The sequence below is a fragment of the Nocardia sp. NPDC049707 genome (genome assembly GCF_040674855.1).
Classification (GTDB): domain Bacteria; phylum Actinomycetota; class Actinomycetes; order Mycobacteriales; family Mycobacteriaceae; genus Nocardia.
The window spans coordinates 50,464-65,253 of sequence record NZ_JBFANN010000019.1; the positions used below are offsets into that span (position 1 = coordinate 50,464).

Annotated in this window: 17 protein-coding genes and 1 pseudogene; 6 read left to right on the top strand and 12 right to left on the bottom strand. The window is 64.3% G+C overall.

Annotation, left to right across the window (positions count from 1 at the left end; translation table 11 throughout):
- The first annotated feature begins 303 nt into the window (after positions 1 to 303).
- A complete protein-coding gene (locus AB0J29_RS18530) occupies positions 304 to 885 on the top strand; it encodes a hypothetical protein (protein ID WP_364787112.1) in 582 nt (193 codons plus the stop codon).
- Between the two features lie 105 nt (positions 886 to 990).
- On the opposite strand, the gene AB0J29_RS18535 is transcribed toward AB0J29_RS18530, so the two are convergent.
- The 5 genes from AB0J29_RS18535 to AB0J29_RS18555 all read right to left on the bottom strand — a co-directional run bounded on the left by AB0J29_RS18535 (position 991) and on the right by AB0J29_RS18555 (position 2,650).
- Positions 991 to 1,302 (bottom strand): hypothetical protein, encoded by a 312-nt coding sequence (locus AB0J29_RS18535; RefSeq protein ID WP_364787115.1) that lies wholly within the window; start codon positions 1,300 to 1,302, stop codon positions 991 to 993.
- 148 nt (positions 1,303 to 1,450) lie between these two features.
- Positions 1,451 to 1,669 (bottom strand): hypothetical protein, encoded by a 219-nt coding sequence (locus AB0J29_RS18540; RefSeq protein ID WP_364787118.1) that lies wholly within the window; start codon positions 1,667 to 1,669, stop codon positions 1,451 to 1,453.
- The gene (locus tag AB0J29_RS18545; protein ID WP_364787121.1) at positions 1,666 to 2,076 is read right to left on the bottom strand and encodes a hypothetical protein; all 411 of its coding nucleotides are present in this window, start codon (positions 2,074 to 2,076) and stop codon (positions 1,666 to 1,668) included. The genes AB0J29_RS18540 and AB0J29_RS18545 overlap by 4 nt, the downstream gene beginning before the upstream one ends.
- The gene (locus AB0J29_RS18550; RefSeq protein WP_364787124.1) at positions 2,061 to 2,330 is read right to left on the bottom strand and encodes a hypothetical protein; all 270 of its coding nucleotides are present in this window, start codon (positions 2,328 to 2,330) and stop codon (positions 2,061 to 2,063) included. The genes AB0J29_RS18545 and AB0J29_RS18550 overlap by 16 nt, the downstream gene beginning before the upstream one ends.
- Positions 2,327 to 2,650, bottom strand: a complete 324-nt coding sequence (locus AB0J29_RS18555; RefSeq protein WP_364787127.1) for a hypothetical protein — start codon at positions 2,648 to 2,650, stop codon at positions 2,327 to 2,329. The genes AB0J29_RS18550 and AB0J29_RS18555 overlap by 4 nt, the downstream gene beginning before the upstream one ends.
- A 192-nt stretch (positions 2,651 to 2,842) precedes the next feature.
- On the opposite strand from AB0J29_RS18555, the gene AB0J29_RS18560 reads away from it, so the two are divergent.
- Positions 2,843 to 4,180, top strand: a complete 1,338-nt coding sequence (locus AB0J29_RS18560) for a hypothetical protein (RefSeq protein WP_364787130.1) — start codon at positions 2,843 to 2,845, stop codon at positions 4,178 to 4,180.
- Here the strand turns inward: AB0J29_RS18560 and AB0J29_RS18565 are convergent.
- From AB0J29_RS18565 to AB0J29_RS18575, 3 genes are all read right to left on the bottom strand, one after another.
- Complete coding sequence (locus AB0J29_RS18565) at positions 4,177 to 4,884, bottom strand: 2'-5' RNA ligase family protein (protein WP_364787133.1); 708 nt, start codon at positions 4,882 to 4,884, stop codon at positions 4,177 to 4,179. The genes AB0J29_RS18560 and AB0J29_RS18565 overlap by 4 nt on opposite strands.
- A gap of 168 nt (positions 4,885 to 5,052) precedes the next feature.
- Positions 5,053 to 5,475 carry a hypothetical protein gene (locus AB0J29_RS18570; protein ID WP_364787136.1) on the bottom strand — a complete coding sequence of 141 codons (423 nt, stop codon included), beginning with the start codon at positions 5,473 to 5,475 and terminating at the stop codon, positions 5,053 to 5,055.
- 82 nt (positions 5,476 to 5,557) lie between these two features.
- Positions 5,558 to 5,776 carry an IS3 family transposase gene (locus AB0J29_RS18575; protein WP_364787139.1) on the bottom strand — a complete coding sequence of 73 codons (219 nt, stop codon included), beginning with the start codon at positions 5,774 to 5,776 and terminating at the stop codon, positions 5,558 to 5,560.
- A gap of 56 nt (positions 5,777 to 5,832) precedes the next feature.
- On the opposite strand from AB0J29_RS18575, the pseudogene AB0J29_RS18580 reads away from it, so the two are divergent.
- Positions 5,833 to 6,967 (top strand): annotated as a pseudogene (locus AB0J29_RS18580) (IS3 family transposase).
- Positions 6,968 to 7,140: 173 nt separating this feature from the next.
- Here AB0J29_RS18580 and AB0J29_RS18585 read toward each other — a convergent pair.
- A complete protein-coding gene (locus AB0J29_RS18585) occupies positions 7,141 to 7,755 on the bottom strand; it encodes a PadR family transcriptional regulator (protein ID WP_364787142.1) in 615 nt (204 codons plus the stop codon).
- 91 nt (positions 7,756 to 7,846) lie between these two features.
- Here AB0J29_RS18585 and AB0J29_RS18590 point away from each other — a divergent pair, with 91 nt between their 5' ends.
- On the top strand, positions 7,847 to 8,671 hold the full coding sequence (locus tag AB0J29_RS18590; protein ID WP_364787145.1) for a thioesterase family protein: 825 nt from the start codon (positions 7,847 to 7,849) through the stop codon (positions 8,669 to 8,671).
- Positions 8,672 to 9,151: 480 nt separating this feature from the next.
- Here AB0J29_RS18590 and dapA read toward each other — a convergent pair whose 3' ends face one another.
- Positions 9,152 to 10,045, bottom strand: coding sequence for a 4-hydroxy-tetrahydrodipicolinate synthase (dapA, locus tag AB0J29_RS18595; protein WP_364787148.1), 894 nt, complete (start codon positions 10,043 to 10,045; stop codon positions 9,152 to 9,154).
- A gap of 71 nt (positions 10,046 to 10,116) precedes the next feature.
- Between dapA and AB0J29_RS18600 the strand changes: the two genes are divergently transcribed.
- A complete protein-coding gene (locus AB0J29_RS18600; RefSeq protein WP_364787151.1) occupies positions 10,117 to 11,004 on the top strand; it encodes a LysR family transcriptional regulator in 888 nt (295 codons plus the stop codon).
- 59 nt (positions 11,005 to 11,063) lie between these two features.
- Here the strand turns inward: AB0J29_RS18600 and AB0J29_RS18605 are convergent, their stop codons facing one another.
- Positions 11,064 to 12,554: a carboxylesterase family protein gene (locus AB0J29_RS18605; protein ID WP_364787154.1), complete on the bottom strand. Its 1,491-nt coding sequence runs from the start codon at positions 12,552 to 12,554 to the stop codon at positions 11,064 to 11,066.
- A 178-nt stretch (positions 12,555 to 12,732) separates the two neighbouring features.
- Here AB0J29_RS18605 and AB0J29_RS18610 point away from each other — a divergent pair, with 178 nt between their 5' ends.
- The gene (locus AB0J29_RS18610) at positions 12,733 to 14,250 is read left to right on the top strand and encodes an FAD-dependent monooxygenase (RefSeq protein ID WP_364787157.1); all 1,518 of its coding nucleotides are present in this window, start codon (positions 12,733 to 12,735) and stop codon (positions 14,248 to 14,250) included.
- A gap of 44 nt (positions 14,251 to 14,294) precedes the next feature.
- Here the strand turns inward: AB0J29_RS18610 and AB0J29_RS18615 are convergent, their stop codons facing one another.
- Positions 14,295 to 14,705 carry a nitroreductase family deazaflavin-dependent oxidoreductase gene (locus AB0J29_RS18615; RefSeq protein WP_364787160.1) on the bottom strand — a complete coding sequence of 137 codons (411 nt, stop codon included), beginning with the start codon at positions 14,703 to 14,705 and terminating at the stop codon, positions 14,295 to 14,297.
- Between the last annotated feature and the right edge of the window lie 85 nt (positions 14,706 to 14,790).

Sequence of the window (14,790 nt, forward strand, 5' to 3'; positions counted from 1 at the left end):
TGCTGCAAGAATGCCGGGATGACGCAACGAGCGAGCGCCCTGCACAAGCTCCTAGTGCCGGTCAACGGGCTGCCCGGTTCAGGTAACTCGACATCGGCACCGCTGCTCGCCCGCGAACTGGCCGCGCAACTGCTCGCCAACGACACAGTGAAAGAGGCCTTGGCGGAAGGTTTTCCGGCCCGACGCGGCGCGGGGGTAGTGGTGCCAGCTAGATCGCCCAGACGTGCTCGAGCTTCGTCTTCTCTCGCTCGGTGTAGCGCTGCACACACGGCGGATCGTCAATCTTCAGCGTTCAATAGCACCATGACGATCGAGATCACCGAGGCGGCGGATCCCACCCTCGAATGGCTGACCGCGCAGGTCGGCGCCGGTGCCCTGTGGCGTCCGGCCGAGCTGCCCGAGCGGCTGGAGCACGCCGAGTCGCGGGCCTTCTTCACTGAGGTGGGGTTCCCGGCAGTGGCGGTGGACGGCGAGTGGTTCAACTCGGCGGACCTGCCGACGAAGGGCATGTGGGAGGCCGACCCGGACGAGCTGTTCGGCCGCCGCTACCCCGACGACGACTCCCCACCCGTGAAGTACGCCTACGGCCTCGGTGAGTTCTACGGGGAGATGACCCTGATGCTGGACGGTGAGACCGGCGTGATTCAGGTCTACGCGCCGAGCGGCTGGGATCACGGCGAGGGCGACCAGGGCGTCGCGTTCGCCTCGGTGCGGGAGGCGGCAGGGGCGGTGGCGTTGATGGCGGGTCTCGCCGCGCGGCTGGAGGGTCTGGACTCCGACGCGGCCGCGCGGGAGCTGATTGCCGCGATCCGCGCCCACGAGTGGGCGGGGTCGGCATATTGGGCCTGGGTGTTGGAGCGTCTGGAAGAGGACTACCTGGACTGAGGAAGACAACGACCGCGCGCGTCGACCAACCTCCGCCTACGACGAGGTGCGGTCGTCGGTGGCGTGTTCGGCTGCCATGTTCCCGGACCCGATTCGTCAAACCGCTCAAGTCATTCCGGGATGCCGTCGTATGCAGCATTCACCCACGAACCTGACCAATTGATCGGCCCGCTCTCGGTTCTCGGGTGCAATGAATCCATCCCAATCGCCGAAGAGTTCTTTCGTGGCTTCGAGGATCCGAGTCAACACCGGAGGCTTCCACCACGTATCGGTCGAATAGTCCGCGATACCAGGAATCGTGTCGGTCAGGAACTTACTTACCTCCGATTCCATGCGCTCTGGCGCAACCCAATCAAGAAAGCCCTGAGTCTTGTCATCGAATTCGATATCGAAACCGATCTGTTCGTCATTCCCCACGGCGATACCTCCGTATGGTCGTCGTTGCCCGTTCGGTGTCACTGTCGCACCACCGTTCGACACGGGTGCTTGGTCGGAGCACCCGCGCGTCGATCAGAACCGTTCCCGGCTACGGACAGCCGGGAACGGTGTTGTGACGGACACGGCGTCACAACAGCTCGGTGATCTGCCGGACCTTCTCGGCCAGGTCCGCGTCCCACTCGCCGGGTATCCGAGCGACTTTCACGAACTCGCGGGTCATGGCGTCCTCGGCGCGGCAGCGTGGAAGGCACTGGGGCGGGCAGCCGTAGTGCACGCTCATCGCGCGGACAGCGTCGTCACCGGTGAGTACACCGGGGTCGACGCGGCAGTCGTCGACGCCGGTCATGACAGCCAGCCCGGTCGGTTGTCGACCCACACGACAGGCCGGGGGATGGTGCCGTCGCCGATGCACGCCCACCGGGTGGAGGTGGGCATGCCGTGGTAGCGGGCGCGGATGGTGGCGGTGTCGGCGAAGTAGCGTGTCTGCGGTCGCCCGAACGGCTTTCGGTCCGGGTCCCATGCTTGGATGCACGCCAGCGACCAGCCGCCGTGGTCGCCGATGTCGATATCGGGTGTGGGTACCCACACGGAGGTGCCGTGCCGCCAGGCGGACAGCTTCGTTACTGGTACTCCGGTCATAAGCGCGAATTGGGTGAGGCCGAAGTAGCGGCGGATTCCGGCGTCGCGGGAGTCCGGCCGGTACGCGGCGGCGGTGGGCATCCGGCTGGCGGGCAGTCTCAACGTTCGCCCCACTCACGGACTGCGTTAGCGACGCGCTCAATGAATTCGGCCGGCAGGTCCAGCGGATGTGGCGGTCCGACGAACGCAGTCCGTTCCGGCAGCTGGGTGTCGACCGCGGAGGTGGCGTCGATGTCGATGAACACCGCCCAGAGCGCTGGAGTGGTGGTCTCGAGTTCAGGCAGCTCGACGGCGTCGAACTCGTCGACGAACCCATCGTCGTCGACCAACCCGAACTGCCCGTCGCTGAACTGGATCAGGCCGCTCATCGGACGTGCCGCTCGCTAGCCGGGACGATCCGCCCTGCCTCTACCAACGTCGTGTACGCCATGCGTTTCGCGGCACAGCGTTCGATGGTGCAATCGATGCGTTCTTGCATGATCCAGTGCGCCTCGTCGATCGCGTACGGATATCCGGGCGCGCGGTGGCATGTGTCCTCACCAGCCACTCGTTGCAGGATCTCGCCTGCGGGTGCCGCTCGCTCCGGCGCGGCTCTGCCGCCAAATGACTGCACCAGGGCATAGGTCGCGATCCTCACCATGACGAGGACCGCGGCCACGGCGGTGGCGACTTTGAGTTCTGCGGGCATTCCGATTACCCCTAAGTGATGTCCGTGTGGAATGGAAAGCACTCGGCGCCGAGGATGCTTGGGCTCGCGGGTCTGCTCTGCGGGAGTGAGCTATCGCGAGCGCTCCGTCAGGGGACGAAACTTGGGCTGCTGATCGGCTCGCCGCCGGGTGCACACAAACCATCCCTCCGGTCACGCTCGCGTTGAAGCCACATGACCGCTACGGAACCTCTACGCTTCATGAATGGGCTGGTGAGGGCGGGGGTCGATTCGATGATCGTGACCAGTTGGACAGGTCGTGAGGTCAAGGTGATGCGACTTGCGGTACTTCGCGTCACCCAGAAGGAACTTGCTGAGATCCTCGGCTTCACCGAGGCGGTTGTCCGGAAGTGGGAAGGGCGCAAGGAGTCCATCACGCTGTCCGGCCAGTACGCCGCAGCCATGGACACCGTGCTGGAGCGTCTCGACCAAGCGCAGCTGGCGAGGTTCGAGGCTGCGCTTTCTGGATCCGGCAGCGTGTCAGCGCAACTGACCGTATCGACAGCCGGCAGGAGCACTGATTTCGACAGCCCAGCAGTAATTGCACAGCGGGTTCAACGCCTCACCGAGGTCGATGCGGACGACGAGGTCCTCGATATCTTGTCGCTTGCGGTCGACGACATACTCGACCGGTATGAATTGGAAGGACCGCGGCGGCTGGCACCCGAAGCTGTTTCCGCCCGTGCGCACGTCGAGACTATCTTGCAGCAACGGCGGCATCCCGATCAGCTTCGCCGCCTCTATCAAATTGCAGGACAATTATCGGGAGTACTCGCCTACATGGCGGTTAACCGGGGACGGTTCGGGCACGCGAAAATGTACTGCCGCGAGGCATTCGCGACGGCCGCCCGGGTGGACGACATAGATCTTCAGGCTTGGGTAAAGGGCACCGAGAGCTTCTGTGCCTACTACCAAGGGGATTTCGCTGCTGCTGTTCGACTGGCTTACGAGGGGCTCGACCTGTCCAGCCGTGGGCCACAATCGATTCGGCTGTATTCGAATGGCTTGGCACGCGCCATGGGCAAGCTCGGGGACGCCCATGGAGTTACTAGTGCAATCGAGCAGGCTAATGAGATTGCCGCGGCGCTTGACACTGGGCCTGGCCTTACCCCTGCCCTTACCTTCGCGCCGTACGGCGAAGCTCGATTGCTTGCCAACGCAGCGACAGCATGTCTTTCGGGTGGCCAGTACCAGCGTGCTCTCGAATACGGTTACCAGGTCGAGGATCGGGTCAACGCCGCCGACTCCGTGTGGAGTCATTCTCTGGTCCGGCTCGACGTCGCCGCCGCATTGCTTCGTCAGCCGAACCGGGATGTCGAGCAGGCGGCGCAGCTCGGCGTCGAGGCCCTGGCTCAGTCGACGGATCGGCCAATCAGGTCGGTGTGGCAGCGGGCGCATGATCTCGGTGAACTCATGGAAACGGTGCCATCGAGCGGATCAGCTGGCTATCTCGACGAGCTGCACGAATGGGCTCCCGCCGCCCGGGAGTTCGCGGCACCGGAGGATCGCTAAGTACCCAACGACAGAACCGTGCGGTCTTGCCATTGGTACTGCCGCCCATTGCGCCGCAGTTCTACGAGGTCGATCTTGTCGACGCTGACCTTCGCGGTCGGCAGGCGACGCAACGCCGCGACCGCGGAGACCAGGTCTGCGGAGTGCTGCGGCCGGTTGATGTACCCGATGCCAAGGTGAGGACGGAATTCCGAGGTCATCGCCAGGTGAGTTCCTGGCCGGAGTGTCAGCGTGCACGCGCGGAGCAGACGATGCAGCTCGAGGAGCTGGTCCCACGGCGCAACCGAGAACCGAATGGCACTGCGCGAACCCGACAGCGGGCCGACGCACAGATCGAACGGCTCGACGCTGGAGAGTTTTTCTCGTGTAATACCGATGATCTCAGCGAGATCATCGGTCGAGACTTCGTCCGTACTTCCGATTCCCATCAGTGTGATGTGCAGTCCATCTGGCGGCACTAGGTCGATATCGTCTGTCGGCAACGCGGATTGGCACGCTCGCGCTAGTGCGGATAGTGCCGGATCATCGAACGTTAGATACCAGTAGAACCCAGCCCGGCCCGGTGGCCACGCCTTGAGTGTCCAGTGGTCCTCGAGCTGAACGAGTTGCTGGAACGCCGACCAGTCGTTACCTCGAATCGCTGGGGCTTCGGAAGTGGACCCCGGGGGCAGTAGAGGAAACGGACGTTTCGACGTGGCGTTCATTGTTGGCGAGTGTACGGCTCATCGTGGACCGGCGCGCCCGGTAACGATCCGCCGAACTCGACGCCGTTCGCGCGGCTTTGAGGGGCGTCCGAGACAGAAACCGACGAGAGCCCAATCCGGAAGGGACCGGATCGGGCTCTCAGCTGAAGTTACGCACTCAGTCCGGGATCAATGTCCACGTCCCGCAGCGCCATCGCCAGCATCCTCGACCTCGTGCCCGTAAGACGTTGATGCGGAACTTGAATACACGTGGGTGAAGTTGTTCGTACCGGGCGCCAGATACCTATTGCGCATGGAGAACATTTTCCAGCCGCCGCCGGAACTGAAATCCATCAGGTGCCTGCGTCCGAAAAGGGGGGCTAGCCACAGACTGTCGTCGGTCCAGTAGTCGATGCTGGTGGTACCGGGTTCCAATATGTACAGGTTCCGATAAGCCCCGGAGGCGTACCGGAGGATAGCGATGCTGAAGAGGTAATCGTTGTAGATCCTGGCCGACGTCCCACGGGCACCGTCTGGTCGATCGGGCTCCTCCCCACCCATCTCCGAGAACGGAATGAACAGGTCCTCACCTTCCATGTCGATCTCAGCCACTTGCGCCTCCCACGGTTGTGTGTGCTCGAACAAGGAATCAGCGGCGCGATGAACCGTCACGGGTAAGGGACCGGCTTCGGTTTCAGACCAGCGCAGGTCGGCGTGGTGATTGTTGAGAGTAGTACGCGGCTTCGTATTCGGCCGGGGTCAGGTAGTCCAGCCGGGAGTGTAGACGGGCGTTGTTGTACCAGTCGGCCCATCCATGAGCGCGAATTCGACCTCGGTGAGGGCCTTGAACGGGCCGTGCCGGTTGACGACCTCGGTCTTGAACAAGTGGGCCGTCCCCGATGAATAAGACCACTCGGTATTAGAGTCCTGTTTGGCCTGGTGAGGGCCCGAGAAGGGACACTGAGGGACATGGCAGGACGCAAGCGGCACTCCGCGGAGGACATCGTGCGGAAGCTGCGCCGTGCTGACGAGTTGACCGCCGCCGGTAAGACCGGCGAGGAGGTTGCCGCGGAGATCGGGGTGTCGACGGCGACGTTGTACAACTGGCGCCGCCAGTACGGCGGTGTGGACACCGACGCGGCGAAAGAGCTCAAGGAGCTGCGAGAGCAGAATGCCCGCCTGAAGCGGCTGCTCGCGGATGCCGAGCTGGAGAAGGACGCGCTGCGGGAGATCGCTCGGGGAAAATTCTGAGCCCAGCAGCCAAGCGCCGCGCTGTGGACATGCTTCGCACTATGAAGAGCGTGTCGGAACGGTTCGCGTGCAAGGTCGTTGGGCTGAATCGGTCGACCTATCGGCGGCTGCCGGTCAAGGACACCCCGACCGATCCGGATGCCGGTTTGCGTGCGTGGCTGCGCTTCGTACGCGGTCAAACATCAGGGGCACGGGTTCCGCCGTGCCTGGGCCGTCCTGCGGTTCGACGAGGGCGCAGGCGTCAACATCAAGAAGGTCCACCGTCTTTGGCGCGAGGAGGGCCTGCAGGTCCGCGAACACCATCCCCGCAAAAGGGCCGGGGTTTCCTCGGTCCCGCTGGTCGAGGCTGATGCACCGAAGGTGGTGTGGGCGTTGGATTTCCAGTTCGACTCGACGGTCGATGGTCGGGCGGTGAAGATCGCTTCGATGATCGACGAGCACACCCGCGAATCCCTGCTTCACGTGGTGGAACGGTCGATCACCGCCGACAGGCTGGTCGCCGAGCTGGAGAAGGTGTTCGCCGAGGCCGGCGGCCCGCCGAGGGTGCTGCGGATGGATAACGATTTCCCATGCCCTGCAACGCTTTTACGCCGACAGGGTCGGGATCTCCTACATTCCTCCGGGCACGCCCTGGAACAACGGCTTCGTCGAATCGTTCAACCGGCGGCTGCGGACCGAGTGCCTCAACCGCAACCACTGGACCACCTTGCTCGAAGCCCGGGTGGTGATAGGCGATTTCAAGGTCGACCACAATCGGCGGCACCGGCATTCGGCGCTGCGCTACCTGACGCCGGCCGAGTACGCTGCGGCCTGCACCCACACCCACCATCCGGTGGCCTGCGGGACCAACTGAACACGGTACGAAATCACCTGGCTCTATTCCCGGGTGGTCTCGTCATCGGGGACCGCTCAGCTGCATCGAATCGAAGCTGCCGTTGTGAGTCGGTGTCAGCTAACCGAACTGTCCAGCTCGTCTGATAGAAGGTGTGTCATCAGACTGGGGTGGGAGCGGAGACGCGATACCTGTCATAGATCGTCGCTACCTTCCTCGGGTTGGGTGGGCTCGATGACCGTCGGACCGTTGAGAGAACGCGTTCGTTCCTTCAAGATCCGAGCGCTGAACTCGCACCAGCTGAGTGTTTCCTGCTCAAAGGCTTTGCCCCGCAAGCCGACGAGATATGGCCCGATCCGCGGTGTACTCGCTAAGTATGTTTCCTCGTCTAGTTCGTCGCGCGCGCGTCGCAGACGTTGGTCGAAACGTTCGATCTTTGCCCTTGCTTCGGCCGCCCGTTCTTCGATCTGCGCGACCAGCGATGTAGTACCCGCGACGTCGGCCGCTTGTACCTTCACGAGTAGGTCGTCGCGGATGTATGACGGCTTGCCGCGAGCGGTGATGAACTCAGTTAACTCAAGAATCCCCGCGCTAGTAGGCGCGTAGACGCGCTTGTTGGGTCTGCCTTGTTGGGGCACCTCACGGCCTGCTACCAGACCTTCGGCTTCCAGCTTGGACAGCTCCGTATACAGCTGAGGTGGCTGGGCGTGCCAATAGTTCGACACCGTGATGTCGAAGAGCTTTGCCAGCTGATACCCCGAGATCTCACCGTCGAGTAACGCCGCCAGCACCGCATGACGCAAAGCCATAGTCCTGCCTCCCTTCGACTGGACCGACCACCCTATTAGTTCTATTGTTACATAGTTCTATCTATACTGGTCACCGTTCCCTGGGAGCCAAATGTCGCCCACCATTGCCCCGCCCCATCCATTCGATACAGCGACTGCCCTCATTGCCAGTGGGACAGGTACGCGTTTGGGTAGAACAACTGCGGAGTACGCCAACATGGTCGGGCCCTTCGGGGGTATCACCGCTGCGACGTTGCTGCGGGCCGCGCTAGAGCATCCCGATCGGATCGGTGAACCGGTCTCCTTCACTGTGAACTTCGCCGGGCCGATCACCGACGGGCAGTTTGAGGTCGAGACCACTCCGGTGCGCACCAGCCGCAGCACGCAACACTGGACTCTGGCTTTGCGGCAAGGCGGCCTGACAAATGCCACGGCGACGGCGGTCTTCGGTGTTCGAAGGCCGAGTTGGGCAGACGATGAACTGGTCGCTCCGGCCGTGCAACCTGCAGAATCCGTGGCCCCGCAGGAGCTTCCGGACGGCATCGGGTGGTTTCGCAGCTACGAGATGAGATTCGTCGAAGGCGGCATAGACGGCATGATGGCCAGCAGCGGTCAGGCGGACTCGAAGACCAGCCATTGGGTGCGTGACCAGCCCCGCCGCCCGCTGGACTATCCGGCCCTCACTGCGCTTGCCGACACATTCCTACCAAGGGTCATGCTGCGGCTGGGGCGGATCGTACCCGCTGGCACAGTCTCGATGACAGTGAACTTTCATGCCGACGCTGATCTGATTGCCAAGCAGGGAGATCGGCCCGTGCTCGGCGTTGCTCGCGGCCACCGGTTCGTCGGGGGATTTTTCGACCAATCTGCCGAACTATGGGGAGTCGGGGGTTCACTCCTGGCAACCAGCCATCAAATGGTGTATTTCAAAGCCTGATCGCTGGATGTGATACGGCCTCCAGGTCGTATCTGCCGCGATAATGAGAATCGATCGGCTCCAACACCGGGCCCGATCGTCTGTCACCGCTGCTGTGGCGACTGTGATCTGGGATGAACACCGGGTCCCGACTAGCAAGCGGCGGGACCTGCTGGGGTTACTGCCGCTACTGCAAGAGTGCGTCGGCGGCGACCTCACCAGCAACCTGACCGGATAGCGTTGAGCCGCGCCAGCTTGGTGGTGAAGACCCGGCCAAACAAGTATGAGCCCGGTTCACAACCTCAGCGCCGTTTCGGTCAAACAGGACACCCGGCCGATCTCAGTGGGGACTACCTGGACTGAGGAAGACAACGACCGCGCGCGTCGACCAACCTCCGCCTACGACGAGGTGCGGTCGTCGGTGGCGTGTTCGGCTGCCATGTTCCCGGGCCCGATTCGTCAAACCGCTTGTCGTGCTGAGGGATTGGATGTAGTGGCCGGTCAGGCGGGGATGGGTGCCGGGAGGCGGGACAGGGCCGCTAATGCGGCGGTGGTTGCTTCGGGAGTGGCGGGGAGGAGGGGGAGGCGGACGGTGGGGGTGGGGATGCGGCCTTGGGCGGCCAGGGCCGACTTGATGACTACTGGGTTGGGTTCGGAGAAGAGGGCTGCGGAAAGGGGAATCAGGCGGTGGGTGAGGGTGCGGGCCTCTTGGGTGGGGCCGTTGCGCCAGAGGTGGATCAGGGAGGCGAAGGCCGAGGTTGCCAGGTGGGCGGTGGCGAGGATGGCGCCGGCAGCGCCGAGGGCCAGGAGTGGTGCGGCGTGCAGGTCGTCACCGGCTAGGACGGTGACGTCGGGTGGGAGGGCGGCCATAAAAGTCGTTGTGGTGTCGTCGATGCCGCCGACGGCGTGTTTGAAGCCGAGGATATTCGGGATGCGGGCGAGTTCGTGGAGAGTGTCGGGGCCGAGGGAGCGACCGGTGCGTTGCGGGATGTTGTAGACGATGAGGGGAAACGGGCTGGTGGCGGCCAGATGGCGGAAGTGGGCGAGCACGCCCGCTTCGGACGGCCGGGTGTAGTAGGGGACAACGGTCAGTGCGGCGGTGACGGTGGGGCCGAGGGCGGAGAGCGCTTCGGCCGAAGCCGCGGTGGAGTTCGTGCCCGCACCGGCGATCAAGGGGGCGTTGCGTTCCCGGCAGACAGTGCCGCAGATATCGAGGACGCGCTGGCGTTCGTCCGGGGTAAGGGTGGCGGTTTCGGCGGTTGTCCCGAGGGCGACGATGCCGGTTGCACCGTCGTCGAGTACCTCATGGGCCAGTGCCGCCAGTGCGTCGGCGGCCAGCTCGCCGTCGGCGGCGAACGGCGTGATCAGGGGGACGAAGAGACCGGTGAGCGTCATGGTTTCAACACTGACCGCTCGCATACTTCAGGTCTAGTTCACATTTCTTCCGTCGAGCATAAGCTGAACTGATGCTCGATGTTCGAAAGTTGCGCCTGCTGCGCGAACTGGCCCATCGCACGACGATCGCGGCGGTCGCGGAGGCAATGAGCTATACGCCGTCGGCGGTCTCCCAGCAGTTGACCGCACTGGAGCGGGAAGCGGGTGTGCCGCTGCTCGAACGAACCGGGCGACGCGTCACTCTGACACCCGCCGCACTCACCCTGGTCGAACACGCCGAGACAATCCTCGCGGCACTCGAACAGGCCACCGCCGACCTCGCCGCCTCCCGTGCCACACTCACCGGAACGCTGCGCATCGGCGCTTTCCCGACCGCGGTCGCCACGATCCTCGCTCCGGCGTCGGTCGCACTGAGCCGCGAGCATCCGCGACTCGAATTGCTTGTGACAGAACTGGATCCGGCCACTGTCCCGGATGCGCTGCGCACGGATACGCTCGACGTCGCGCTCGTCCAGGAGTACGACTACGTGCCCGCCGAACCCGATCCCGCCCTCGACACCGAGCCGCTCCTCGAGGAGACCATCTATCTGGCCGCCCCGACCACCGCACCGCTGGAAGACCACCACGATGCCTCCTGGATCGCCGGCACCCCCGGTACGCTCTGCCACACCATGACAATTCGGGCCTGCCAGGCAGCCGGATTCACCCCGCGGGTCCGTCATCACGTGGATGATTTCAGCACCGTCCTCGCCTTGGTCGCGGCCGGCCAAGGCGTCGCCCTCGTCCCCGAACTCGGCGCACTCACCCCACCGCCGAACGTGGCGCTCACGGCCCTGCCCACCAGACGCAAAACCCACTTGGCCTACCGGCGCGGCACCGGTCGACACCCAGCCGTCGCGGCGGCCCGCGCCGCCCTACGCGCCTCCGCCGCAACGATTTCCGATAAACTCGACAAGTAACCAAGATCAGGTGGACCCATGGCGGCATCGCCCGCGTCGGCCCACCGCCTCTTGATAACTCAGGCGACCGACTTACGCAGCGCCGCCAATTCGTCCCCACGCGGATCACTCACCACACCCGACTCCGGACTGTCGAAGATCTGTACCAGCCGCGATTTCTCCTCGAAGCGTGCCCACCCGGGATCACCGGACTCGGCGAAAGCCACCCACGCCGAATGGATTTCATCGGCGAGTGGTTGCGGTGGGTTGGGGCCGGTCAGGGTGTGCGCGCCCGCGAGTGCGTCGAAGACGAACGGCACCTCCAAGACGTGACAGGCGCCGAGCCCCTCGATGCCGGATGACCACGCGAACTCATAGGCGTAGCTCGGCGCGCCCGCAGCGGCGATGGACTGCGCGATCCGCAGGGTGTCCGAGCGGAAGGCCCGATCGGTAATGATGGCGGCGAAGACATCCGCCGCCGTGGCACCCGGACGATTGGCGCTGTAGGTGTCTCCGAGCGCGGGATCGAGTCCGTACCGGGTGAGCGCGAAAGGCAGTGTCTCCGTGGTGATTCCGGTGGCGAGACCGGTCGGAAACGTGAAGAAACGGAATTCCTCAGCGGTGCATCCGGCAATGAGGGGTACCGCCCGATCAGGTTGTGTGGCAAGCACTTTGACCGGTTGTCCTTCGACCACATCACCATCGATGACCGGAAGCAGACTCATGATCCCCATCCCGTTGGCGATGATGGACGATCCCCACCGCGCCGGGTCCGGATCACTCATCAGCGCGAGCGCGAGGGTATCCTGCGCCGCGCGCAGCTTATCGAGACCGAGCTCGCCGAAATCCGTCGCGGTCGGGCTGATGCCGAGACTCGTGGCCAATTCTCCGGCGAGTTTGCGCGCATCCTCGACAGCCACCGCGGCGGATCCATTGGCGCTCTGCATGATCGCCTGCTGGAACAACCCGCGCGACAGTGGTGAAGCCATCAGGGTCGCCACACTCATTCCGCCTGCCGACTCACCGAATACCGTGACCCGGTTCGGATCTCCGCCGAAGGCCGCGATGTTCTCCTGCACCCAGCGCAGCGCGAAGAGCTGATCGTGCAATCCCCGGTTGAGCGGCGCGTCCGGCACGGCCGCGAAGCCGGAAATTCCGAGTCGGTAATTGATCGAAACCAGCACGACCCCGTCGCGCGCAAACGCGGCACCGTCGTAGATCGCCCTGGCATTGGAGCCTCGGGTGAATGCGCCGCCATGAATCCACACCATGACCGGCAGACCGGAACCACCCGGGTCCCGTGTCCATACGTTGACATTCAGATATTCGTCGCCCGGAATCCCGTCACTGCCGATCAGCGCGTGGATCGGCGGGGGATAGGGGGTCTGTACGCAGGTAGCGCCGTGGGTGAGCGCGTCACGGACCCCTAGCCAGTCCGGCACCCGGGTCGGCAGTTGGAAGCGCGCTGGTCCGATCGGCGCCGCCGCGTACGGCACTCCGAGAAATGCGCTGACCCCGGCGGTCGTCCGGCCGCGGATCTTGCCGCCGGTGACGGAAACAATCGGTTCCATGTGGCCTCCTTCGCTCGACTCGATTCTCTACGCACCGCTAGGTGCCGGACCACAGTTTCGAGCACCTCGCAGAACTCGGGCATAGCCGCGGATTCGCGAATACCGTCATCGGCACGATGCAAGACGTATGCAAGGCGACGCAAGCCCGCCGCAATCACCGATCGGCAGAGTCGAGTTCATGAACGAGACATTCGATGTGGTCGTCGCCGGTGCCGGACCGGTCGGACTGATGCTGGCCTGCGAACTTCGCCTCGGCGGTGCCGAGGTACTGGTGGTCGAGCGGCTGACCGAACCCGATATGACCATCAAGGCCGGTGCGATCAATGTGCCGACCGCGCAGGCGTTCTACCGTCGCGGCATGCTGCCCGAACTGCTCGAACAGCAGAATGCGACCGTACAGCGCATTCGCGCGGCGGGCATGGCACCGAATGCCGCAGGCCAGCGCCTGCCGATCGCCGGTCATTTCGCGGGAATCATGCTCCGTGCGGGCGAGATCGACTTCGACGACCCGGTTTTCGCCGATCTCGGCCCTGGCGCCGAGGCGGTGCTGGTGGTCCAACAGGCCATCGAGGCGATCCTGGCTCGGCGCGCCGCCGAACTCGGGATCGAGGTCCGGCGCGGTGTGGCGTTGACCGAATTCGACGATGACGGAACCGCTGTCACCGTCCACTTCGGCGACCGCACCGTCCGCGCGGATTGGCTCGTCGGCTGTGACGGCGGCCGCAGCACCGTCCGTAAGCTGGCCGGATTCGATTTCCCGGGGCTGGACCCGGAGATCACCGGCCATCAGGCCGTTGTCGAAATGACCGGCGCGGAGGGTTTGCGGCCGGGTTGGAACACCACCGAGACCGGGATCTATGCCAGTGGCCCGACGCCGGGCCGGATCCTGACCGTGGAACTCGACGGCCCGCCCGCCGACCGGACAACGCCGGTCACCGCGGCCGAATTGCAGGCCAGCCTGCGCGCGGTATCGGGTGTGCCGGTCGAGATTACCGCCGTGCATTCGGCAACGCGGTTCACCGATAACACCCGCCAGGTCACCGACTATCGCAAGGGTCGGGTGCTGCTGGCCGGCGACGCGGCCCATGTGCATTCACCGTTCGGCGGTCAGGGCCTCAATCTGGGCATCGGCGATGCGGTCAACCTCGGCTGGAAATTGGCCGCCGTGGTGCGCGGCGATGTGAGCGAAACCCTGCTCGATACCTACACCGCCGAACGTCATCCGGTCGGCGCATGGGTGCTGGACTGGACCCGCGCACAAGTCGCCCTGATGCGACTCGACCAGCGCAGCAAGGCATTACGCGCGGTGATGATCGATCTGCTCGCCACCCGCGATGGCGCCACCGCGATCTCCAAGAGGATTTCCGGTGTGCTGCACCGCTACGACCTCGGTGGTCGTCACGATCTGATCGGCGCGGTCGCACCGGATATCGAGCTGTCCGACGGCAGTCGCGTCGGCATGCACTGCGCCGATGGTCGTGCAATCCTCTTGGATCTGGCCGATTCCGCGGAGCTGCGGACGATCGCGCGGCCGTGGTCGGATCTGGTGCATATCGTTACCGCGAAACCCGTTGCACCACGCGAGCTTTCCGCCATGCTGATCCGGCCGGACGGTTACGTGGCCTGGGCCGCGGATTCCGGTCAGCGTGATGGACTCGACGAGGCGCTGCGACGCTGGTTCGGTCACAAATCCTGAACGGCTGCCGCCAGCCCGGCCGGAATAACCGGGCTGGCACACCTTCAGACCACTTGCCGATGCACCGTGACGACCGGAATTACCCGAGATGTCTTCGCTTGATACTCACCGAATCCCGGCATGATCTCGACCATCCGCGCATACAGTTCATCACGTTCGGCACCGGTCACCACCTCGGCCTTCGCCGGATAGCTCCCGGTACCGAGCTCCACGGTGCATTCCGGATTCGCGCGCAGATTGTGGTACCAGGCCGGATGCTTATCGGCGCCGCCGTTCGAGGCGACGAGCACGATGCGTTCGCCGTCGGGGAGGTAGACCAGCGGGTTGGTGACCTGGCGGCCGGATTTGGCGCCCGTCGTCGTGATCAGCACCATCGGCGCACCCTCGAACATGCCGCCGACCTTGCCCGCATTGGCGCGGAACTCGTTGATTACCTGCGCGTTGAAGTCGTTCACTGCACTCCCATCGCTTGTTTTCCGCACCAACCCGCAGATCGAGCCGGAAATTCCGGCCCGAGCCTTGCCGGACCAGCCGGCAACG